The 23,443-nt window shown below is 50.9% G+C and carries 14 protein-coding genes; 12 read left to right on the top strand and 2 right to left on the bottom strand.

Translation table 11 applies throughout. The features are described from left to right. Positions 1–175 precede the first annotated feature (175 nt). Positions 176–1,207 carry a LacI family DNA-binding transcriptional regulator gene (locus tag PKO01S_RS05445; RefSeq protein ID WP_127530298.1) on the top strand — a complete coding sequence of 344 codons (1,032 nt, stop codon included), beginning with the start codon at positions 176–178 and terminating at the stop codon, positions 1,205–1,207. Positions 1,208–1,279: 72 nt separating this feature from the next. Here the strand turns inward: PKO01S_RS05445 and PKO01S_RS05440 are convergent, their stop codons facing one another. Together PKO01S_RS05440 and PKO01S_RS05435 are read right to left on the bottom strand one after the other, a co-directional pair. Further along, entirely contained in the window at positions 1,280–2,284 is a 1,005-nt protein-coding gene (locus tag PKO01S_RS05440; RefSeq protein WP_127530297.1) for a hypothetical protein, read from the bottom strand. Positions 2,285–2,312: 28 nt separating this feature from the next. Then, a complete protein-coding gene (locus tag PKO01S_RS05435) occupies positions 2,313–3,056 on the bottom strand; it encodes a helix-turn-helix domain-containing protein (protein WP_164779492.1) in 744 nt (247 codons plus the stop codon). Positions 3,057–3,450: 394 nt separating this feature from the next. Here PKO01S_RS05435 and PKO01S_RS05430 point away from each other — a divergent pair, with 394 nt between their 5' ends. The 11 genes from PKO01S_RS05430 (at position 3,451) to PKO01S_RS05380 (ending at position 23,441) form a co-directional block, all read left to right on the top strand. Beyond that, complete coding sequence (locus PKO01S_RS05430) at positions 3,451–4,593, top strand: class-II aminoacyl-tRNA synthetase family protein (RefSeq protein ID WP_127530295.1); 1,143 nt, start codon at positions 3,451–3,453, stop codon at positions 4,591–4,593. After that, entirely contained in the window at positions 4,590–4,850 is a 261-nt protein-coding gene (locus tag PKO01S_RS05425) for an acyl carrier protein (protein ID WP_164779491.1), read from the top strand. Before PKO01S_RS05430 ends, PKO01S_RS05425 begins: the two co-directional genes overlap by 4 nt. A 27-nt stretch (positions 4,851–4,877) precedes the next feature. Next, the gene (locus PKO01S_RS05420) at positions 4,878–5,726 is read left to right on the top strand and encodes a 3-hydroxyacyl-CoA dehydrogenase family protein (RefSeq protein WP_281278832.1); all 849 of its coding nucleotides are present in this window, start codon (positions 4,878–4,880) and stop codon (positions 5,724–5,726) included. Positions 5,727–5,782: 56 nt separating this feature from the next. Then, positions 5,783–6,019, top strand: coding sequence for an acyl carrier protein (locus PKO01S_RS05415; RefSeq protein WP_127530292.1), 237 nt, complete (start codon positions 5,783–5,785; stop codon positions 6,017–6,019). Continuing rightward, complete coding sequence (locus PKO01S_RS05410; RefSeq protein WP_246070443.1) at positions 6,019–7,158, top strand: acyl-CoA dehydrogenase family protein; 1,140 nt, start codon at positions 6,019–6,021, stop codon at positions 7,156–7,158. The genes PKO01S_RS05415 and PKO01S_RS05410 overlap by 1 nt, the downstream gene beginning before the upstream one ends. 28 nt (positions 7,159–7,186) lie before the next feature. Further along, on the top strand, positions 7,187–8,242 hold the full coding sequence (locus PKO01S_RS05405; protein WP_127530291.1) for an HAD-IIIC family phosphatase: 1,056 nt from the start codon (positions 7,187–7,189) through the stop codon (positions 8,240–8,242). Between the two features lie 21 nt (positions 8,243–8,263). Next, positions 8,264–9,517, top strand: coding sequence for an ACP S-malonyltransferase (locus PKO01S_RS05400; RefSeq protein WP_127530290.1), 1,254 nt, complete (start codon positions 8,264–8,266; stop codon positions 9,515–9,517). Between the two features lie 12 nt (positions 9,518–9,529). Beyond that, a complete protein-coding gene (locus PKO01S_RS05395; RefSeq protein WP_127530289.1) occupies positions 9,530–10,252 on the top strand; it encodes a thioesterase II family protein in 723 nt (240 codons plus the stop codon). Further along, positions 10,249–19,677, top strand: coding sequence for an SDR family NAD(P)-dependent oxidoreductase (locus PKO01S_RS05390; RefSeq protein WP_127530288.1), 9,429 nt, complete (start codon positions 10,249–10,251; stop codon positions 19,675–19,677). The genes PKO01S_RS05395 and PKO01S_RS05390 overlap by 4 nt, the downstream gene beginning before the upstream one ends. 89 nt (positions 19,678–19,766) lie before the next feature. Continuing rightward, complete coding sequence (locus tag PKO01S_RS05385) at positions 19,767–21,557, top strand: ABC transporter ATP-binding protein (RefSeq protein WP_246070448.1); 1,791 nt, start codon at positions 19,767–19,769, stop codon at positions 21,555–21,557. A 39-nt stretch (positions 21,558–21,596) separates the two neighbouring features. After that, positions 21,597–23,441: an ABC transporter ATP-binding protein gene (locus PKO01S_RS05380; protein ID WP_127530286.1), complete on the top strand. Its 1,845-nt coding sequence runs from the start codon at positions 21,597–21,599 to the stop codon at positions 23,439–23,441. Positions 23,442–23,443 lie beyond the last annotated feature (2 nt).

The raw sequence follows: 23,443 nt of genomic DNA, 5'->3' as shown, positions 1-23,443 counted from the left end.
ATATAATGCACTATTGCAATTACGTTTTAGCAATCTGGCTATTAGATCGTAAGGGGGATTGGGACTAAAGTCAATATTGATGGCCATCCAAGCCGACGAAGCAAGTGTGCGATTGACATTGCCGGTGCTTTTCCGTATTAATGGAGTATTACGAATGAGGAGTGGACAGGTGGGGATGTCTACGATAAAAGAAATCGCCGAGAAAACGAAACTTTCCGCGGGAACGGTTTCGATCGTGCTCAACGGCCGGGGAGACGAAATGCGCATCTCGAAAAAAACGCAGCAGTTGATCCTGGATGCTGCGCAAGGCGTCGGTTATGTACCCAACATGTCGGCAAGACGGTTAAGACAATCCGGCGTTCGCAGCCTCCCGGTCATCGCGACGTTCTGGCCGTCCGACCTCTCTTCCGACTTGTTGGGGCGTTTTTTCTTGGGTGCTCAAAGTTCGATTCTGGAGCAAGAGTACGCATTCGAGATGACGATCCAGCCGTTCAAGCGGAAGAACATCCATAGAATAAAAGAAATATGCGATAGCGGCATGTACCATGGCGTGATTCTAACGGGCATTTCCGCTGAGGATCAGCGTTATCTCGAAGACAATCCGCTAAGCGTGCCGACCGTGCTGTTCAATCGCAATAGCAGGTCCTATAGCTGCGTCCATGTCGATACTTACGAGATCGGCCGCAAGTCGGCAGAATTATTTGCGATGCGGGGGCACAAGAAGGTCGGTACAATTGTGCCTGACCATCTTGTGAGGTCGGAGAATAATTTGCGCTTCAAGGGATTCGTCGAGTCGTGCGCCAAGTACGGACTCGAACTCGAGGAACATCATATTCAAGCTGCTCCGATGACGATGGAGGGCGGGAATGCGGCGGCCAGGAAGATCGTGGAGGGAGGCGGCGAACTGCCAACGGCCATGTTTTTCCCGCTCGGTACCATGGCTGTCGCAGCTCTTCCTGTATTCCATCGCGCTAATATCAGAATTCCCGATGAGATGGAGATTCTGACGTACGGCGACCATGATGCAGAGAAATACAGCGTTCCGTCCCTTTCGACGGTCAAGCTGCCCGTGGAAGAGATGGCCGCCGCATGTATCCGCTTGGCAATGGGAAGGATTCTTGATCCCTTGACTAAGCCGAAAGCGGTCGTGTTCGAGACGCCTTTCATTTTCCGCGAATCTTGCGGGGGATTCGTCCAAGAGCTTTAGTATCAGTGTCATCATTCAATAAAATGGAATTGAAATAGCAGCGCAGGGACATTCGCCCTAGCGCTGCTATTTTTAATAGATAACCAAATTATCCCGCTTTTCCGCCAATCTCGTATAAAGCATCGTTTCCCTTTCCTTGATCGCAATTAGCTGCTCTTTGATTTTCTTTATCGAAAGCTTGTCTTGTTTGATTTGTTTTTTGAGGTGCAAATTTCGTAATAGCAGCGTCTGATTCTCGATTGTATCGACTTGTTCGATCACGGCGGATTCAATATCCATCAGGCGATTGTTCGATAAGTAATGCATGCTATGGGACATGCTTCTTTTGTGCTCCCATAAGAGATGGAGAATCCGGATATCGTCGGAGGTCTCGTTGTGTTCCAAGCGGTCAAAATAGTCGATTATGTAATGATAAACGGCTATTCCATAGGCTTTATCGTCGTCTTCTCGGAAGTAACAGGAGGCATTCAAATAGTCGGCAATGTAGCCGAAAAACCGTTTGCCGTCGAATGTGATGGCCCCTGTTTTCTTTTTGTAAAGCTTCGTATACTGCGACCATTCGGATCTATCATTGGTCGTTTGGAAAGCCGTTTCAATTGTGCGATAAGGAAGCGCAGCATCTGAGAAGCTGCCATTGTGCATATACCGTGCATAAACCAGCTCTTCGTTCACGTTGTAGCCGTAAATAAAGATATTGTGATTATGGTCTTTCATTTGATACGACGGCGAGCCGGGAAGATGAAATTCATTCACCATTAGCTCGATATAGTTATCTTCATTAATCCGGTCAATTACAAATCCAATGACGCCGCCTGTATACTTCTTAATTATATTTTTGTGCAAATTTTGTATGGTCAATAAGTAATCATAAGCGGCAAAAAAGGTCTCGTGCACGAAATCCAATTGCGCGCTGCGGTTCAGGCCAATGTTTGTCTGGCAAGTGAGTTGAATGAATTGATTGGCAAACCATAGCGCATCCTGCTCATTATTGAGGGGATCGATGATGGAGAAGCAGCAGGCATGATGCACATAGCCTTTCAGGAAGGGATCGTTAACCGGCAACTGTTTCGTCTCCATTGGACACGTTCCTTTGCACTTAAATGATCTAGTCGGTTTCCCGGGACTCCATGGATTCTCTTCTAAACGCGCTCGGGGTCTTCGAATGGAATCGTTTGAAGATTAAGCTGAATTGCGACACGCTGTTATAGCCGACCGTATGTGCGATTTCATTAATCGATTTGTCCGATTGAATCAGCAGCTCCTTGGCTGCATTCATTCTTAATTGGTTCACATAAAAAATAGGAGAAATCTTGAATACTTTCGAATAGGTGTTGCTTAAATAGGTAGGGTGAACACCAACAAAATCTGCTAAGTCCTGCAGGGTTATTGGCGCGGTGTAGTTTGTACGAATGTACCGGTTCAATTGAATCAATCTCGGGTCAATCCGTTCCCGGTTGCCTTGCTGCTGCTGGGGGAGATTGAAATTTTCCATCGCCTTGAGGATGCCGGAACGGCACGCTTCGAGCGGTGCGCTCTCTTGCAGCATGGCGAGAAAGGGTGCTTGATCGAAATCGGTTGTAAAAAAATTTTTATGCAAAATCATGCCGCAAGAAAAGGTAATGCCTTTAATGCGGACGGAACGGTTGCTAGCGGCTCGAATGGAGAATGGACCGTAGCTGCATTGAAATAGTCCGGCTGTCTCTCCGCTTAACTTGGCATCGGTACGGTTGAAGCCAACTTCCACGACCTCATCGGATTTAATAAATATAAAATCATATTTGCAAAGCGACCACTTTACGAACCCCCCCGGAAATAAGATGCTGTCACGAATGATTGTTTTGAATTTCACGATCGTCCCTCTCTTTTCGACATGGGCTAACATTTTACATGCGTGTTTATTCTACAGATTCTATTGCTTGCAATTGGGCTAGATAGTAAGTTGTATCATGAAGCTAGCCCCAAAGCCGCAACGCTACCCGCATCCCCCCCTTATCAAGCCTGCTGAGGATAACTCGCTCCCATAACTTTCATTCATTCTTGAACTAGCCGTTGACTGTATGGCGATTGCCAGCAGCGGGCGTCGATGAGAAGCGTTGTTAGGCGTTGTGCAGCTGTTTACACAATCTATTTTAGCTATCCTCTGCATGGTATGTAAAATAATAACATGAGGCGGTGGTACAGAAAAGATAAAACTGGTTGAAGTCGAAATATCGGCACATATCTAATCGAGAGGGGCTAAGGTAATGGATGTAACGCTTGAAATACCAGGAAAGCTGGTTGACAAAGCCGGAATCTTGTTAGACCGCATTCCGTATTTATCCGAAATGATAACGGCCGTTTCATATGACAAAGAGGCGCATGCCGTCCATCTGACCGTCAGCGATTGCGATCAGCATTCGGCGCCGTTGAATGAATTGCGGGCGTCCTATCAAGAGCTTTGCGTCAGCCTTGAACATACGCGCGTGATCAAAGAACGAGTCGTGAAGAGCAACATCGGCGAGGAGTCTTCCATGGAGACTGCTGCGACAACGGAGGCGGATGCAGCCCCGCAAGGCTATTACGACGAATTCGATATTCGTTTGCTCGAGAAATTGGATGAACAATTTTTGCGCATCGCTATGAGCTATGGCGCGGCATTAAGAGATTATCCTTCGGTATTGAATAAGAACAATATGGACCGCAATCAATACCATATTCATTTTCCGCAAAATATTTACGGCGTTGTCTCCGTGCCGCACAATTACCAATCGATCAACCATTTCCGTGCCAATGCGCAGCAGGAGTCGTATGACGATTCCTTGTGTTTCCATGGCGATGTACTGCAGCCGTGCATTTGCTATCACTGTTACGAGGAGCTTCAAGGGAAGAAGCTAACCACTGAAACCATATTGACAGGCAAAGGGAGATGCTTCCGGCACGAGATCGAATGGCGGAAAAATAACTTTAGACGCAACGAATTTACGATGCGGGAAATTGTATATGTCGGTAAGGAAGATTGGGTCGTCACGATGCGCAATCAGATTATGGAGGATGTCTGGCGCTTTTTTGAATCGTTAGGCATGAAGGGGAGAATCGCAACGGCGACCGACCCGTTCTTTTTCAGCCAAGATCTGAAGACTAAGGGAGCCTACCAGATGATGAGCAACGCCAAATACGAATTGCTCGTCACCACCTCTAGCAATAAAGAAGTATCGATCGCCTCTTTCAACTACTGCGCGGATACGCTCTGCTCCAAGTACGAGATTACAGATACTGCCGATGCGCTCTTGCAGTCGGGCTGCGTCGCATTCGGCATGGACCGATGGAAAGAGGCTTACATCGATGTTCATGGGCGCAGCTTATCCCAATGGCCGGACAACCAAATCGAGAAGGAGTTGTTAGTTTGAAACTAGACCAAGCGTCTTCGTTGGAACAACTCATCGCACAGGAGCTGCGCGACTTACTCGGCGACAAAGCGAATCTTGATCCGGATACGGATTTGCGCTCGGAAGGGTTGGATTCCATCGTAACGATCAAGCTAATCGTCAATTTGGAGGTCAACTTCGACATTCAAATCGACGACCAGGATTTGTTGGTCGATACCTTCTCCACCATACGCAAGATTTCAGCCTTGCTCTCGCATAAATATGGCGTGCAGCCGTAAATTTCAAAACAGATGGAGGTTCCAAACGTGAACAAAATCGGTGTTATCGGGGCCGGCGTAATGGGGAGAGGGGTAGCGCAAAATTTCGCCCAGTACGGCTATCCGGTTGTGCTTATCGATATCGATGAGCGTGCGCTGGAGCAAGCGCGCGACGAGATTTATACGAACGCCCGGTTTCAGAACCTGTTCCAAAAGAGCGGCCATTCGGTCGAGCCTGAGGCGGTGCTGGACCGAATCACATTCTCTGCCGACTACGGGCTGCTGGAAGATGCGAGCTTTATCGTAGAGAACGTGACGGAGAATTGGGAGATCAAGAAGGACGTTCACACGAAGATCGATTCGATCTGTCCGGACGATTGCATTGTCCTCGTGAATACGTCTTGCGTCTCGATTACGAAGGTTGCGGCGCTGACCGCGCGGCCGTCCCACATTATCGGCGTTCATTTCATGAACCCGGTGCCGATGAAGCATGCGGTCGAAGTGATCCGGGGTTATCATACGACGGAGTCGACGATCGAACAGACGAAGCAGTTGATGGAATCCATCGGCAAGGAATCGATCGTTGTGAATGACTATCCCGGCTTTGTGTCCAACCGCCTATCCCATTTGCTGATGAACGAGGCTGCTTTCGTCGTGCAAGATCAGGTCGCTACGCCGGAGGAAGTGGACGATATTTTCAAAAAATGTTATGCGCATAAAATGGGCCCGCTGGAAACCGCCGATTTGATCGGCTTGGATACGGTAGTCCATTCGCTCGACGTCCTGTACGAAAGCTATCAGGATTCCAAATTCCGCTGCTGCCCGCTGCTCCGTAAGATGGTGGACGCTGGCCTGCACGGCAGAAAGACCGGCAAAGGTTTTTATACCTATTCTTAAGATTCCGGAGGCATAGGGCCTCCCTATCATCCAATTATCGAAAGGGGAATTTTGTAATGAATGAGGCAAAGGATCGGATTAAGGCGTTTTTGAACCGTTTTTTTAGAAAGGCTGAGCTGCAGGATCATGATGATATTTTTGCGCTCGGGTACGTCAACTCGTTGTTTGCGATGCAGCTCGTCATGTTTCTGGAGAAAGAATTCGGGGTTCGCGTCGATAACAAGGATCTCGATATGAAAAATTTCAGCTCCATTAACGCGATCTGCGAGTTTATTGAGCGGAAGGCCAGCTAATGATGACGACGGTTGAGCTGACGAAGCGGCAACTGCAGTGGAAGGACGAATTCAAGGCGTTCACGGACGAGGTCGTGGCGCCGAGCGCAGCCGAGAGTGACAAGACGGAGCGGATAGCGCCCTCTTTGATCGAGAAGCTGAAAGAAAAGGGCTATCTGGGTTCGATGCTGCCGAAGGAATACGGCGGCATGGGACTCGACTGGGTGACGGTCGGGATGTTGAACGAGGAGCTCGGACGCGGCTGTTCTTCGATCCGGAGTCTGCTGACCGTACACGGAATGGCCGCATTGGCTATTCTTCGATGGGGCTCGGATGAGCAGCGGCACCAATGGCTGCCTGGGCTGGCTGACGGGTCGCTCGTTGGCGCCTTCGCGCTGACGGAGCGGGAGGTGGGAAGCGACGCGAAGAGCGTGCAGACGACGGCGGTTCTAACGGAGGACGGCTACGTGCTGAACGGGCGTAAAAAATGGATCACGATGGGGCAAATCGCAGATGTTTATTTGCTCTTCGCACAGTGCGAGGGCAAGCCGACCGCTTTTCTAGTCCCAAGCGATTCCCCCGGCTTCAGCCGGACGCCGATTACGGGAATGATGGGCGTCAGAGGCTCAATGCTGGCTGAGCTGCGCCTCGAAGATTGCGTCATCCCTCAACAAAATCTGTTGGGCTTAGTGGGGATTGGCTTATCGCATGTCGCGTTGAACTGTCTCGACTATGGCAGATATACGGTCGCCTGCGGCTGCGTAGGCCTCGGACAAGCCTGCCTGGAGCAGTCGCTCCAATATGCAAGCCAGCGGAAGCAATTCGGCGCTCCGCTTGGAGACAATCAGCTCATTCAGAAGATGCTGACGGAGATGGCGGTCAATGTAAAGGCCGCAAGGCTGTTATGCTGCCACGCAGGCCATTTAAGAGAAATGATGGATCCCGATTCCATCATGGAGACGTGGACAGCCAAATATTTTGCATCTGGAATGGTCAATAAGGCGGCAAGCGACGCGGTGCAAATTCACGGGGCGAACGGCTGCAGCTCGGATTATCCGGTAGAGCGCTATATGCGCGATGCGAAGATCAATGAAATTATCGAAGGAACCACGCAGATGCACGAGATGCTCATCGCCAGAAACATGCTGAGTGCGACGTAACGATCAATCCAATCTGAGGTGATTAGAGATGACAAATGAAAGCGTTGGAACAAAAGTACGGCAAAAGGTGAAATGCGTCGTATGGGATTTGGACAACACGGTTTGGGAAGGCGTTCTGCTGGAGGACGTCAACGTCTCCCTTCGAGAGGGCATTGTCGACATCATTAAGGCGCTGGACAGCCGCGGCATTCTGCAGTCCATTGCAAGCAAGAACGAGCATAAGAGCGCCATGGACAAGCTCGAAGCGTTCGGGCTTGCGGAATATTTTATTTACCCGCAGATCAATTGGAATTCGAAATCGTCTTCGCTGTCCGCTATTGCCGGCTCAATCAACATCGGCATCGACACGCTGGCCTTTGTAGACGATCAGCCTTTCGAACGGGAAGAAGTCAACTTCGTGCATCCGGACGTGCTCTGCCTCGATGTAACGGAATTGCCTGGCCTGCTGGACATGCCCGAAATGAATCCGCGTTTTATTACGGAAGATTCGAAGAACCGCAGGCAGATGTACATGAGCGATATTACACGGAACAACTTAGAAGAACAATTCGTCGGGACACAAGAAGAGTTTCTAGCATCGCTTAATATGAAATTCACTATTGCCAAGGTAGGCGAGGGTGACCTGCAGCGGGCGGAAGAGCTGACCGTGCGCACTCACCAGTTGAACACGACCGGCTATACGTATTCCTATGAGGAGCTAGACGCCCTGAGACAATCCGATTCGCACCTGCTGCTCGTGTCCGAATTGGAAGACAAGTACGGCAGCTACGGCAAGATCGGACTTACCCTGGTAGAGATGAATGACAACGTATGGACGATCAAGCTGCTCTTGATGTCGTGCCGTGTCATGTCGCGCGGCGTAGGAAGCGTCATGATCAACCATCTGATGCATCTGGCCAAGGAGGCCGGCGCAACGCTGCGCGCCGAGTTCGTCTCGACGGATAAGAACCGGATGATGTACGTCACGTACAAATTCGCCGGGTTCAAGGAAATTCAGGAGGAGGGGGATTACGTCCTATTCGAAAATGATTTGTCATCGCTGCAACCGTTGTCTCCACACGTTACATTGGTTGTCGAACCCTAAAAATTCAAGGAGGAATCGATAATGGATAAGTTTGCTTTTATATTTCCAGGGCAAGGAACCCAGTTCTTACAGATGGGCAAATCGTTCTACGATCAATATGCCATTGCGAAACAAACGTTCGAGGAAGCGAGCGACGTTTCGGGCATCGATATGGCGAAGCTGATCTTCAACGGCAGCATTAGCGGCATCAATGAGTTTACGAATATGCAGCTTGCTATTCTGACGACGGAGATTGCGATCTTCAGAGCTTACATGGACGACTACGGCGTGTATCCGCAATTTGCAGTCGGCCACAGCATCGGGGAATATGCCGCGTTGGTAAGCGCCGGCGCCGTTCGTTTCCAAGATGCGGTCAAAATTATGATGAAGCGCGGCGAGCTGGTAAACGGCATCACGAACAAAAATATCGGCCATATGGCCATCATCGAGCAAGCCAATAAGGAAACGATCGAAGCGTGCATTCGAGAGGCCGATGCCGAAGCGAGCGTCTTCATCTCCTGCTTCAATTCCAGCAGCCAGTTCGCGCTCAGCGGAGCGAACGATAAGCTTGATGAGGTGGAGCAGCTAATGCTTGACCGGGGCGCCCTCGTATCGCCGCTGTTTAACGGCCCGCCGATGCATTCCCCGCTCATGAACGAAATGTGCATGGAATATTTGGAATTCGTGAACGGCTTTACGTATTATCCCTTCCACTTCCCAGTCATCTCCAACCAGACGGGCGCTCCGCTTTCCGACCCGAACCAAATCGCCAAAAGCATGACCTACCATTTGATCAAACCGGTGTTGTTCACGTCGGCTATCGACCTGTTCCATCGGTTCGGCGTCACCGCAACGATCGAAATGAGTCCGAAGCTGCTGCTGTCGGAGTTCGTGAAAGAAAGCTTGCCGCAAATGAAAACGTATTGCTACGGCCTGTTCCAAGACAAGCAGAAGCTCGACAGCTTGTTCCAAAGCGACACGAACTTTGCGAAGGATATGCCTAATTTCGCAGGCAGATGCCTCAGCATTCTGGTTGCGACCGAGAACCATAACCGGAATCAAGCCGAATATAAGGAAGTCATTCAAATCTACGAGAAAATGAAGACGAGATACAATGCCTCGGCAGGAGAGAGGGAAAGCGTTAAGCAAGAAACGCATGCCGAAGCATTAGAAATGCTTATCAAGGCGCTTCGGATCAAAAAGCTAGAGCCTCAAAAAATTAAACATTGCGTGAAAGCGCTGCTGGACGAAACGAACGCGTTCTACCAATTCGACCATGTGCTGCAGGCTTTGTAGGGGAATGCCGCAATGAAGCTATTTTGCATCCCGCATGCCGGCGGTTCGACGCTATCGTATCTCCCTTGGAAAAAGCATTTGAATGATCATATTACGTTTGTTCCGCTTGATCTGCCGGGCCATATGCCCAGAAACCAGGAACCGATATGTCACGATGTAAAGGATGCGGTGGAGGATCTCTATCAATCACTGAAAAACAATCTGCAAGCGCATGAGAAATATGCCATATTCGGCCATAGCATGGGGGGGATGCTTTTATATTTTCTATATTTCCGGCTAGTAGAGGACGGGTGCGAGCTTCCGGAGCATCTCTTCTTCTCGAGCCGTTGGCCGCCTTATCACGATAATCCGAAAGCGTACTTTAACTTGGACAATGAGGAAGAGAGCAAGCAGCGGCTTATTAAGATGGGCGGATTTAACGAGGTGCTCGTCCATAACAAGCCGATGCTCGATTATTACATGGGCGTGCTGCTTGCCGACTACAGGTTGATTCAAAGCACCCCTGCTGTCCGCGCACAGACGATTTATTCCGATATGACCGCCATGTGGAGCGACAATGAACCGGACATTGCGGATGAGGACATCTATTCATGGAAGCGGTCCGCCGGGAGCCGGCTTACCTTTGTGAAAATGAGTGGAACGACGCATTTCTTTCCGACGGAGGAGCCGTTGAAAACGGTCAACGTGATAAACACAACGTTACAAAAATATAAAGAAAGCGGGATCTGCCCATGAATCATAACCAGAACGGTCAGTCGTCGTATAAAGAGGACGATATAGCGGTTATTGGCATCGGCTTGCAAATTGCCGGCACGAGCAGCCTGGAACAATATTGGGAAGTGTTCGAGAATAACATCGACCTTATTCGCGATTTGCCGCAGAACCGGCAGGACGACGTCGAGGATTTGGCTCGCATTTATGCGCTGATGATGCCGAATGCGAACGGTAAGATTTCGTATAACAAGTGTGGTTACTTAGAGAAAATCGATGAATTCGACTACGAGTTTTTTAAGCTGCCGCCGATCGAGGCGCAGGTGATGGACCCTGTCCAGCGAATTTTGCTGCAAACGATTTTCCATGCGTTCGACGATGCTGGCTATACGGCGGACATGCTGAGCGGCACCAAGACCGGCATCTATATCGGCTATACGCCGGGCTCGACGAAAGACAATTATTCCACCAACATTTTTCACAACAATCCAGAGCTCATCAAATACTCGAACGTGGGCAACATGCCGTGCATGCTCCCATCGCGCGCTTCGTATCTGCTGAACCTCAGGGGACCGACGATGGTCATCGACTCGGCCTGCTCCTCCTCGCTCGTCGCCATTCATGACGCATGCGCCAGCATCAAGAACGGAACCTGCTCGATGGCGATTGCGGGCGGCATCAGGCTGCACTCATTCCCTGTCGCTTACGACGATATGAATGTAGGCTTCGAGACGGACGACAACAAAACGAGAACGTTCGACAATACCGCGAGCGGCGCGGCAATCGGCGAAGGCTCCGCCGTTGTACTGCTGAAGCCGCTGAAGGATGCGCAGAGAGATAAAGATTACATATACGGCGTAATCAAAGGCAGCGCAATTAATAATGACGGCACCTCCGCGAGCATTACGGCACCGAACCCGGCGGCGCAAGCCACGGTTATTCTGGAAGCTCTTCGAGCCTCCGGCATTTCGCCGGAAGAGATTGATTACATCGAGACCCACGGTACGGCAACGGCGCTGGGCGATCCGATCGAGTTCCGGGGGCTGACGAGCGCTTATGAGAAATTTACGGACCACAAGCAATTTTGCGGCTTAAGCTCCTCGAAGAGCAATATCGGGCATCTGTATGAGGCCGCGGGCGTGGCATCGTTTATTAAAGCGTTGGCCGCCATTAAGTACAAGAAGATTCCGGGCGCTGCGCACTTCAACGTCCCGAATCTGAAGATCGATTTCTGCGATTCGCCTTTCTATATCAATAATCAAACGCGTGATTGGCATAAGGACGGCTTGAGAACATGCGCAATCAGCGCATTCGGCATTAGCGGAACGAATGCGCATGTTATTTTGCAGGAGTATGACAATCAATCGGAACCGGCGAAAGGGCCGGACCAAGATCTGCTGCTTATTTCGGCCAAGTCGATGGAAAGCTTGGTTTCCTTGATTGCGCAATACAAGGAATTCTCTGAGACAGGCGTCGACGTGAATCAGTTTGCCGCGAATGCCAATTTGTACCGGGCGCATTATCCGAAGCGGGTTGCCGTCGCATTCGAGAACCGCAATCAGCTGGCAGCTGCGTTAACGCGGCTCGCAAGCAGCGAGGAATCCCAATGGAGCAGGATTGCGGGCGTCTATTATAACGATGGCAACGCTTCGAAAGAAATGGACTACGGCGCGATTCGAGCGGCGTTGAAGCGCTGCAATACCTGTCTTGCGGGCATCGGCGGGGATCCGCAATCGGCATCGGTCCATGAGGAAATGAAAGCCGATCTCGATTTTCTGGCGGACGCATACAGCAATGGGGCAAAGATCGATTGGCGCATATTCTATCAAGGAATCGAACCGATCCATATTCCGATTCCGTATTATCCGTTCAAGCCGACCCGCTGCTGGCTGCCGAAGAAAGAGAAGCAAAGGGACTGGGCGGAGCTGGAACGGAAGCTGTCTCCGCAAGCAGAGACGAAAGCAGCGGAGGCAAAGCCGGCTGCTGTATCAGGCACAATAGCGTCGTCGCCTGTCCCTGTAGCGTCGCCGGAGCCGGTGCTGTCGCCAGTGCCTGCTGAAGACCTTGACGGCATGTATTACGAAAGAATCTTCGTACAGGCGGACCCTATCGTCAAGAACGCGAATCCGGGGAGATGCCTGCTCCTTGATTATACGTCGGCCGCATCTTCCGAGCCGCTGTATGACAGCTTGCAGCAGCGCTTTTACAATGTAGACCGGATTACCGTCAATACCGACGAAGCAAAGCGGATCGGCATTGAGAAATATTTCGACCAGCTGTATGCCAATATCGGCTACAACGATATTACGCATATCGTCATTACGAATCAGCTCGGCCGCAATGAACCGCGTTCGCAGGAAGAGCTGCTCCAGCTGCACAATATCTCGCTGCTCGGCATCGTCGCTCTGTATCGCAAGTTCTCGAACTATGAGAACAAAATCAAAATCGTTCCGATCTTGGACAGCTGCTTCCAAGTAACCGGACAAGAGACGTACTTGAATCCGAACGGTGCGCCTGTATTCGGGTTATGCAAATCGCTCAACCGGATGTTCAACAATATCGTTTCTTGCTGTATCGATACGGATTCCGTAACGGAATGGAAGACCATTGTCGATGAGATTAACGCCGTCGTCCAGAAGGATATCGTCGTATACCGCAGCGGCCAGCGGTTCTTCGAAGGGCTGCAGGAGGCGAAGGTTCAGACAAGCGGCAATTCGCTCGTCATTAAAGATCAAGGCGTCTATTTCATTAGCGGCGGCTTGGGCGGCATCGGCTACGAGACGGCGATGGAAATGGCGAACCGGGCGAAGGATGTTACGGTTATTCTGGTCGGCCGTACGCCGCTTCCGGACTCGTCGGAATGGGAGGCGATCGTACGCCGCCATCCGGACAGTGACATGGCAGAGAAAATCCAGCGCCTGCAGTCGCTTCAATCCCGGGCCAAGCATGCGGAATATTATGCGGTAGATATAGGAGACGACGCTGCGGTACAGTCGCTGATCCAATCGATCAACGCGAAGTACGGCATGATTACAGGCGTCATTCATGGCGCGGGAATAAGCGGCGGCATTACGTTCGAGCAGCTGAACGAAGCGCATTTCACCGGCATATTGGGACCTAAGCTGGTGGGAACGAATGTACTGGATCAGGCGACGAGATCGCAGAATCTCGATTTCTTCCTCATGTTCTCCAGTATCTCGACTATCTTCAGCAGCGCCGACCTGCCGGGTTATATTGCGGGGAACATCTATCTGGACAGCTACAGCGATTACCGCAACAAGGAAACGGGCAGCCGGAGCATCACGGTCAACTGGGCAACATGGATGGAGATCGGCATGGCGGTCAAATCCAATTTCACGATCGATACGCTGTTTCAAGCGGTTAAGACCAAAGAAGCGATCTCGGCGCTGTTCGCCGTCTTGCACAATAGCAGCGGCTCTGTCGTCGTCGCACGCTTGAATCTGAAGAGCAAAATTTCGATGCTGCTCAAGACGTATCCGATGCAGCTCTCATCGACAATCGCTGCGGCGCTCGAAGCGGCTGCCAGCGACGCGGGCGCCGTTCGAACGAGCGCGGCGAGCGACAGCGAGGATTACGTCAACATCGAACGGACATTAATTGAGGTTTGCTGCAAAAACCTCGGATATACCGAGCTTAATGTCCATCACAATTTCTTCGAGTTGGGCGCGAATTCTATTCTGTTGTCCATCATATATAAAGATTTGAATGACATCTATCCCGGCCTATTGCAGGTCACCGATCTGTTCTCCTGCCCGACGGTCCAACTGCTGGCGGATCACATCCACAATAAGCTGCTGCTTGACGGAAGTTTAGCAGGAGATGCGGCGCCGGAACGTAGCGAAGCAGCAGTCGAGCCGATGGCAAGCCGAGAATCGGTCGCAGCTTGTGCAAGCGAGCGGCCGGCATTGGTGGACAGCCTGGTGCTTAGTCCGTCGCGGTTAGAGGCTGCTTCCGCGAGATCGGAAGAGGCGGAGCCTGAGTCTAGCCGCCGAGACGAACGTCGTGATGAATATGACGACGAAGACGGCGTTGCCATTATCGGCGTGGGCATGGAGCTTCCTTCCGCCAACAATTTGAACAGCTACTGGAATATGCTGATCAACGGCATTAACGCTGTTCGGGACATTCCGTCGGAGCGTGCCGCCGACATTACGAATCATCTGCTCTTCCGCGGCATGGACGAGGAGCATATCAAGTTCCGCAGAAGCGGTTATCTCGACGAAGTGAGCACGTTCGATCATGCTTTCTTCGGCATCTCGCCTCGGGATGCGGCGCTGCTTGATCCTGTGCTGCGCATCTTCCTGCAATGCTGCTCGAATGCCATCGATGATGCCGGCTATGGCGCGGACAGCGTAAGAGGAACGAATACCGGCATTTTCCTCGGCTACACGGCGAATCTTGGCAATGCGTACAACCGGTTCCTGTATGAAATCGATCCGAAGCTGTTCAACGACGCGCTGCCGATCGGGCAAGTGAGCATGACTGCGAGTCGCGCGGCGTATGTATTTGATTTGAAAGGGCCGAGCATGGTCGTCGACACGGCTTGCTCATCGTCGTTGACCGCACTGCACATGGCATGCGAGCAAATCCGGTTCGGCAAATGCGACATGGTTCTGGCAGGCGGAGCCTCCTTAATGGGCACGCCGCTGGCGGATGGCAGCGGCGTCGGCTTCGAATCGCCGGAAGAGAAGACGCGGGCATTCTCGGATCAGGCAAGCGGGGCGGCGATTGCGGAAGGCGCAGGCGTCGTATTGCTCAAATCGCTGAAGAAAGCGAAGCGGGACGGCGACTCCATCTATGCCGTCATCAAAGGAAGCGCGATCAACCAGGACGGCAGCTCCTTCGGCATTGCCGCGCCGAATTATTTGGCTCAATCGGAAGTGATCCAGAAGGCTTGGAAGGATGCTGGCATCACGGCGACCGACATTAGCTACATTGAAGCGCACGGCACCGGCACGCAGCTTGGCGACCCAATCGAGATTAAAGGAATCAGCCACGCGTTCGAAACGGTAACAGGCGATAAGCAAATATGCGGCGTCGGATCGGTGAAGACGAATCTAGGCCATGCCAACGAAGCGGCCGGCATGTGCGGATTGTTCAAAATCATCCTCGCGCTCCAAAATAAAGTCATTCCGCCGTCGCTGCACTTCCAAGTGCCGAACCCGAACATTGACTTCATTCGTTCGCCACTGTATGTCGTGGACAAACCGACGCCGCTTAAGCCGAAAGGCAGCAAAGCGATCGTCGGCATCAGCGGCTTCGGCATGAGCGGAACGAATGCGCATCTCATTCTGGAGGAAGCGCCGGAGGCACAGCCAATCCACAATCAAAGCGCGGGCAAACAACCGCTTATCTTTGCCGTATCGGCGAGAACCGAAGCGCAGGTGTTCCAATTAATCGCTTCGTATCGCACGTATCTGCTCGACCATAAAAACGTGAATTTGACGGACTTCGCGGCGACGCTGAATATCGGCAGGAAGCATTACGCGCACCGCTTAGCCTTTGTCTATTACAGCCAACAGGATCTAATCGCGAAGCTGACCGAATTGCAGCCGTACGGCGCATTTGCCCGAATTGCGAATAACTGGTGCTTCAGCGGCCATTATGCCATCGTGCCGGAGAGCAAGAAAGAAAAATTCCCGCACGAGCTGACGTCGAAGGAACAGCAGAAGCTGTCCGAGGAATCGAACCACTATTGCAGATTGTCCCGCGAGCTTAAGGACGATGAACGGCAGACCATCATTCTTGGCTACGTTCGAGGCGCCAACATTGAATGGAAGTCTTTATACAACCAAGCTTACCGTAAGCTTCATCTGCCGACATATCCGTATGCGAGAAAACATGCATGGTATCAAATTCCGGTGGCGCCTAAAGCGGTCCGTAAGGCGGCCTCTAAGGAACAAAGCCCGTATGAACATTTCTTCCATCATAAAACATGGGTGCCGATGGATGCGGTACCGGTCAGTCTGCCGCCACAGGGGACGACCTGCGTAGTCGTCCATAGCGATGAAGCGGGGAACCATCCGATTTCGAAAGGCTTGCGGGCCAAGGGAGTCCGGGTCGTGGACGTATTCGCAGCGAATGATTCCTTCGTCCAAGCAGACGAGGATACGTTCCGGATCGAGAACAGCGTCGATCAATTCAAACAATTGTTCTCGCAGCTCGCGGAGCAGCCGATTGGCCGAATCGTCCATGCAGGCGCGTACCGCGACCATAAGGTGCAGGATGCGAACGAGCTGTACGGCGAATTCGAGCATGGATTCTTTAACGTCGTCAATCTGGTGAAAGGCGTGGTGAAAGCTCGTCTTGACCAGGATATCGAGCTTGCGATCGTCGCTTCCTGCGCTCAAACGATCTCGGGTCAAGAGCGGGACATATGGCCTCACAACGGTACCGTGCTCAGCTTCGGCAAGAGCGTTGAGCAGGAGAATGCGAATATTCGCTGCCGTGCCATTGATACGGATATGGAGACGTCTATCGAGGCCATCATCGATCAGCTCTTTGCCGATCATAATATGCATGTCATCGGCCTGCGCCAAGGAAAAGCGTATGTGGAGCAATTCGATGCTGCGGAAATTGCGCCGGAGACGGCCAATCGCTTAGTCGATGGCGGAACGTACATCGTGACGGGCGGCACTTCGGGGATCGGGGTTCAGAACGCTAAGCTGTTCAGCAAACAAGCGAAATGCAACCTGATTCTGTTAAGCCGCAAAGGCTTCCCTGACGAGTCGCAGTGGAACGCTTACGAAGAGCAGGACGGCTACAAGGAAATCATTAAGGACTTCAGAGAGATGAAGAACAACGGGGCAACGCTTGAGATTATGAAATGCGACATCAGCAACAGCGAGGATGTGCAGCGCGTCCTGCAAACCGTTCGGGACAAGTACAACCGAATCAACGGCATTGCCCATTGCGCGGGCGTCATCGAACCGGGCTTCATTCTTCGCAAAGAGAAGAGCAGCTTCTTGAACGTATTCGCTCCGAAAGTGCTCGGCACGTGGAACCTGGATATATTTACGCAGCAGGATCAGCTCGACTTTATGCTGCTGCATTCCTCCAATGTGACCGACGCCGGTGAGCCGGGCCAAAGCTGCTACATGGCTGCCAATGCTTTCTTGGATTCGTATACGGATTACTTGAATGCACAAGGCAAGCCTGCGTATGCGGTCAACTGGGTCGCGTGGAAAGAGACCGGCATGGCCCACAAACAAGGGACGAACTACGATACGACGACGAAGGCGATCACGAATCACGATGCAACAACGGCTCTTTATGAGCTGCTGAGCAGCAAGCCGCAGCGCGTCGTCATTGGCCAGTTCAATGAAAGCGTCGACCTCCTCTCGCTGGTGAAGCAAAGCCGCAATAAGGTGGCGTCCGGCTTTACGGCGAAGCTTTATCAGGCCGCTTATGCGAAACAGACGGATGAGGTGGCCGCAGCGGCAGCCTGTCTGGCGCCGATGCAGATCCCTGTCGTTAAGCCCGAAGCGAGCCCGATTCGCGAACCGGAAACGACGGTCAAGCTGACAGGCCATGTAGAAGGCACGTACACGGCGGTCGAACGGCAGATCGGCAGCATTTATGGCGCAATTCTAGGTTATGAAGAGGTCGATATCTACGAAGGCTTCTTCGAAATGGGCGGCGACTCGATTCTGCTGACCGAGATGCATGAAATCATTAACAAGCAATACCCGGGTACCGTGAAAATCGCCGACCTGTTCGAATTCGATTCGATCCACAGCCTAGCCGAATATATTGCGCCGAAGATTAAAATCGAAGATAAGCCGGAGCCCTTGGAGGCGCCTGTATCAGCAGCAGCACCAGCACCTGCACCGGCACCAACCAAGGAATATACGTTGACAGGCAATGTCGAGGGCATTTACACACCAGTCGAGAAGGACATCGGCGGCATATACTGCTCGATTCTCGGCTACGACGAAGTGGACATTTATGAAGGCTTCTTCGAAATGGGCGGCGATTCGATCCTGCTGACCGAAATGCACGAGACCATCAATAAGCTGCATCCGAATATCGTCAAAATCGCTGACCTATTCGAGTTTGATTCGGTTCAAACCCTATCGGACTATATCACGACCCGTCTGGAGAAGGCGGCAAAGTCCAAGTCGCAAGAGCCGAGCGCTCAGGAGCCTGCTCCGCAGGAGCCCGGTCCGCTCCAAGAAGAGCCAGCCGGTTACGAGTATTGCGAGATGAGCAATCCGCAGGAACGGATTTATGCCGACTACCGGCTGTCGCCGAACAAGCAGATCTACAACATCGGGTTCGTATCGGATCATTCCGAGGATACGTACGAGAACATGGTCGAGAACGCGAATGACTTCTTCAACCGGTTCGAGATGCTGAGAAGCACCTTCAAGCCGGTGGACAAAAAGCTCGTGCGCGTCGTCCATCCGATTCAGCCGGTCACCATCGAGCGTGTCAAGGTCGCGTCCGTTGCGGATATCGACTACTCGAAGCATTTGAAGACGTTCAAGCTTGACCAATACCCGCTGTTTAATCTGACGCTATTTGAGGCGCCGGACCGCAAATTGCTATTTTTCGATGTGCACCACATTTTGCTGGACGGGTATTCGACCACGATTTTTCTCGAGCAGATGGAGGCGTATAGCTCGAAATCGACAGCGCCGCCTTTATACTCTTACGCGAAATATGTAGAGTTCGAAAGGAATTTCTTTGCTAGTGAAGAATATAGGAATATGTCCAATTATTGGTCGAAACGATTGAAAGGGTTTGATTTCTCGAATCCTCTTGTAATCAAAGAGGCGGACGAGGCGGCCTGCGGCCATAAGACGATCGTGCTGAGCGATGAACTGACCGATACGGTGCACAAATTCGCGAAATCCAGAAAGACGACGATGTTCAATATGCTGCTGGCTTCCTACGGGATCGCGCTTCAGGAGCTGACGCAAAGGAATGATCTTGCTGTTCTGACGCCTATGCTGAACCGGTATTTGCCGGAGTTCAAAAATGCGATCGGCGTGTTCACGAACCTGATCCCATTGCGGCTGGATGTTCAGCCTGAGCAGTCATTAGGCGACTACATTAAGAATGTGTCGAAGACGACAGTCGATGGAATTAAAAATCAATACTATCCGTATAACCATCTCGTCAAAGATTTCAAAAGCGCGAACCCTGCCTTTTTCTTTTACTTGGATTTCGAAGACAGCTCGCTCAAGAAGTTCAGAAGCACGGAGGATATTCCTCATGCGGTCAATATTCCGAAATTCGCTTTGGACGTCGTAATCAAAAACGTGAACCAGAAATATGAGGTATGCGCCTCGTACAAGAAGAAGTACGTTAGCGATGAAGAGGCGGCGGCCATATTGGATCGGATGATTACCGCTTTGCAGGACGATTTTAAGAACGATAACTTGAATCACAGGTTGGAGAAATTCCATATGGTTGAGGGATAACACGTATGGGATAGACGCATCCTTCGCAGGGAATGCAGCCGCCCGGCTGTATTCCCCTTCGAGGGTTGATGGAGGCTGGCGGAGTGAAGATGAATATTATCAAAAACATGGGAAGCTTATACAAACTGGTGTTTCTCAACAACAAGTTCTACCTGTTCGTATCGTTACTACATATTTTAAGCAATGCCATCGCCCCGTTTGTTACGATCGTTTATTTTAAGTACTTATTCGATGCGCTTCAACTGCATTACGGATTGCATTATATCGTAAAGATTACGTTGATCATGTTTGCTGTCAACTTGGTCGTCACCAATGTGCAGATTTATTCGAAAAGCTCCACGACTCTCCATTCCAAGTGGCTGCTCGTTCCGCTAACCGCCATGTTCTGCAAGAAATCGATCGATATGGACTACAAATGCACGGAAGACCAGACGATTATTCAGGAGATGAATCGAGCCTCTTTCGTGCTCGCCAATGGCGATAATTTGGAACGGTATTTGGAGGCAGTCAACGGGATTTTCATTGCGCTCATCCAATTGGCCTTCATTACCTACTTGGCTACATTGTTAAATCCGCTGTTGGTTCTATTAGTATTGGCCGTGTCGGTCGTGAACGCGGTCATTAGTTTGCGTGTGCAGAGAAAGAACTATCAGATCCACCGGGAATCGTTGCCTATCGATCGCAAATGGCGTTATATCATTCAATTGGCGACCGAATTGAAATTTGCCAAGGAAGTCCGGCTTTTCGGACTTAAGAATTTCGTGCTGGGCAAGGGGGATGACAACCGCAAACAATTTTTCTCCTATTTCAATAGGACGAATACGAATGAGAGAAGGGGATTGATCGCGAGCATAAGCATCAACGTGGCGCAGGAATTCGGCATTCTTGTCATTCTTGCCTATGCCGTCGTCTTCCGTGCGCTGACGATCGGTAACTTTATCGTGTTAATGAACGGCATTCGGCAGTTCAGCATCAGCTTCCGGGGACTGTTCGACCATATCGTCAATTTGTACACGATTAACAACTATATTAATGATTTCTTTGTGTTCATGAGGCGGAAGAGCGAGCTGAGGGCGACGACCAAACCGATCTTTATCGAGCCTGGCAGCGCACCGGGGAGGTTCGAGTTTATCGACGTCTCGTTCCATTATCCGAATGATCCGAGGCTCATTCTCAGTAATATCAATTTAACCATCGAACCGGGCGAATGTCTTGTCATTGTCGGCGAGAACGGGGCTGGGAAGACGACGTTAGTCAAGCTGCTCATGCGGCTGTATGACGTCACGTCTGGCGTTATTCTTTATAATGGCATCAATATCAAGGACTATGATTATGACAGCTACATGCACGCATTATCGAGCGTCTTCCAAGATTTCAAAATCTTTTCCGCAAGCATATCCGAGAATATTACGTTCAAAGACGCCAACTATGGTGCTGATTCCGATGACGTTGTCTATTCGCTGCTGGAGCAAAACAAACTATGGGATAAAATTCAGACGCTGCCTCATCAGGAGCATACGATTCTGACGAGAAGGTTCGAGGATGATGGCGTAGAGCTGTCCGGCGGGCAAGCGCAAAGACTCATCTTCTGCAGGGCGATGTACAAGAATAGTCCCGTTCTTATCCTGGATGAACCAAGCGCCAGTTTGTCTCCGATCGCCGAGAACGAGATGTACATCACGTTCGCCAGAATCATTCGGGATAAGACGACCGTCTTCGTCTCGCACCGTCTGAGCAGCTCCACGATCAGCGATAAAATCGTCGTGCTCGATAACGGCGAAATTGCGGAATACGGGACGCATCTTGAGCTTTTGAATCAGAACGGGCTGTATCAAAGCATGTATGAAATTCAAGCGCGATATTACAAGGAAACGGTATAAGCGGTCTAGTGCACGCTTTGACGAGCGGAGGGAAGCGACTTGGGGAAGTGGCTTGCGTTAGCCAACAAGAGGCTCTTTTATTTTCGGAATATTTATCTGCTTTACCGAAAGATATGGACCTTCGATAAACCATACGTGATCAATAGCATTCTGATTATTGCGCTGCGATCGGCCCAGCCTTTCAATAGCGTGATCTTCTTGAACTTGATCGTGAGTGAGTTGACCGAATCGGCGAGATGGCCGCAGACGCTGATGCTCGTCGCGCTGATGTCCGCAATCGAATTGGCGCTTCGTTTCGCGGACGGCATCTTTTGGACCTATGAACAGAAGAAAATTTTATATTTCAAAACGGCGTTTCTGAACGAAGTGAATGTCAAAACGATGAGCTTGTCCTACCAACAAATCGAAGATCCGCGCATCATCAACGACCGGCAAAAGGCGATGGAAATCTTTTATCCGGGCCAAGCTCATTTCATGGATCTGAAGAACACGATTATCGACTCGAAACAGCTTGTCGTCAACACGTTTCAATTTGTCGGCGTCATTGCGATACTCGTGACGCTCAGCCCGATCGTATTCGTTGCGCTGTTAGTGACTTACTTTATTAGCGTGGTGCTCAACACGGCGGCAGCCGACAAGGAGTTTAACGTCTGGAGCCATTCCTTGGTCCACATCGGCCGCAGAATCGGTTATTACCAGGAGCTGTCCACCGATTTCGCCTATGCGAAGGAAATGCGGATCAATAAGCTGGGGCAGTGGATCGTCGATAAAATGCAGTACTATTTCAAGACCATGCGCAAAGACGTGACCGATGCCGTTCATGCCTTTACGTTTATGAGCATCATAGCGAATACGCTGCAAGTGATCGTGAATGGCGCTGTTTATTTCTACATCGGCTGGCTCGCCTACAAAGGCATCATTTCGATGTCGGAAATCGTGGTGTACATCACCAGCTTGGGCGTCTTTGTCGCAGCCTTGTTCGGCATGTCCGCCTGCATCATATCGCTTCAGAAAGCTGGCATGCACTTGTCCACGTACTTCAATTATTTGACGATGGTATCGTCGGGCGGGCTGACGGAGAAGGATGAAGATTATATTGCCGACTTCAAGCTGGATTCTGACCAAATTGAGATCGAGTTCGTCAATGTATGGTTCAAGTATCCGAATCAGGAGCAGTATACGATCAAAAATTTGAACCTGATCATCTTCTCTAATGAGAAGCTTGCGATTGTAGGCGAGAACGGCGCGGGGAAAACGACCTTAGTCAAGCTGCTGCTGCGGTTCTACAAGCCGACCAAGGGGCAAATTCTAATTAACGGCATCGATATCCATCGCATCAGCTTGGACGACTATATGAAAAATATTACGGCTGTTTTCCAAGATTTCAATATTCTCAATTTCTCCTTCTTGGATAATGTCGTCTTCGATCAGCCGTATGAGAATGCGGAGATGACATCGGTTATCGACCGGTTGAATTTGAAGCGGACGGTCGAGCATTTGCCGAATGGTCTGCATTCTGAGCTTGGCCGCTTGTTCAATCAGGAAGGGATCGAATTGTCCGGCGGACAGCAACAGAAGCTGGCCATCGCCCGGGCGCTGTTCAAGAACTGCCCGTTTATTATTCTCGATGAACCGACGGCGATGCTGTCGCCTAAGGCGGAATACGAGATCTATTCGAACTTTTACGATTTGACGCAGAACAAGACGACCGTCTACATTTCCCACCGGATGTCGAGCTGCCGGTTCTGCGATAGGATCGTCGTGATGAGCATGGGCGAAATGGTGGAGCTCGGAGGCCACGAGCAGCTGATGCAGGAGAAGGGCGAATACTACAGGCTCTATACGACACAAGCGGAGTTTTATAAAAATTTGGAGGTTTCCTAACG

This window comes from Paenibacillus kobensis NBRC 15729 (assembly GCF_004000825.1).
Classification (GTDB): domain Bacteria; phylum Bacillota; class Bacilli; order Paenibacillales; family Paenibacillaceae; genus Paenibacillus_T; species Paenibacillus_T kobensis.
The sequence above is the reverse complement of the archived record's forward strand: the minus strand, read 5'-3'. Positions and strand labels throughout refer to the sequence as shown.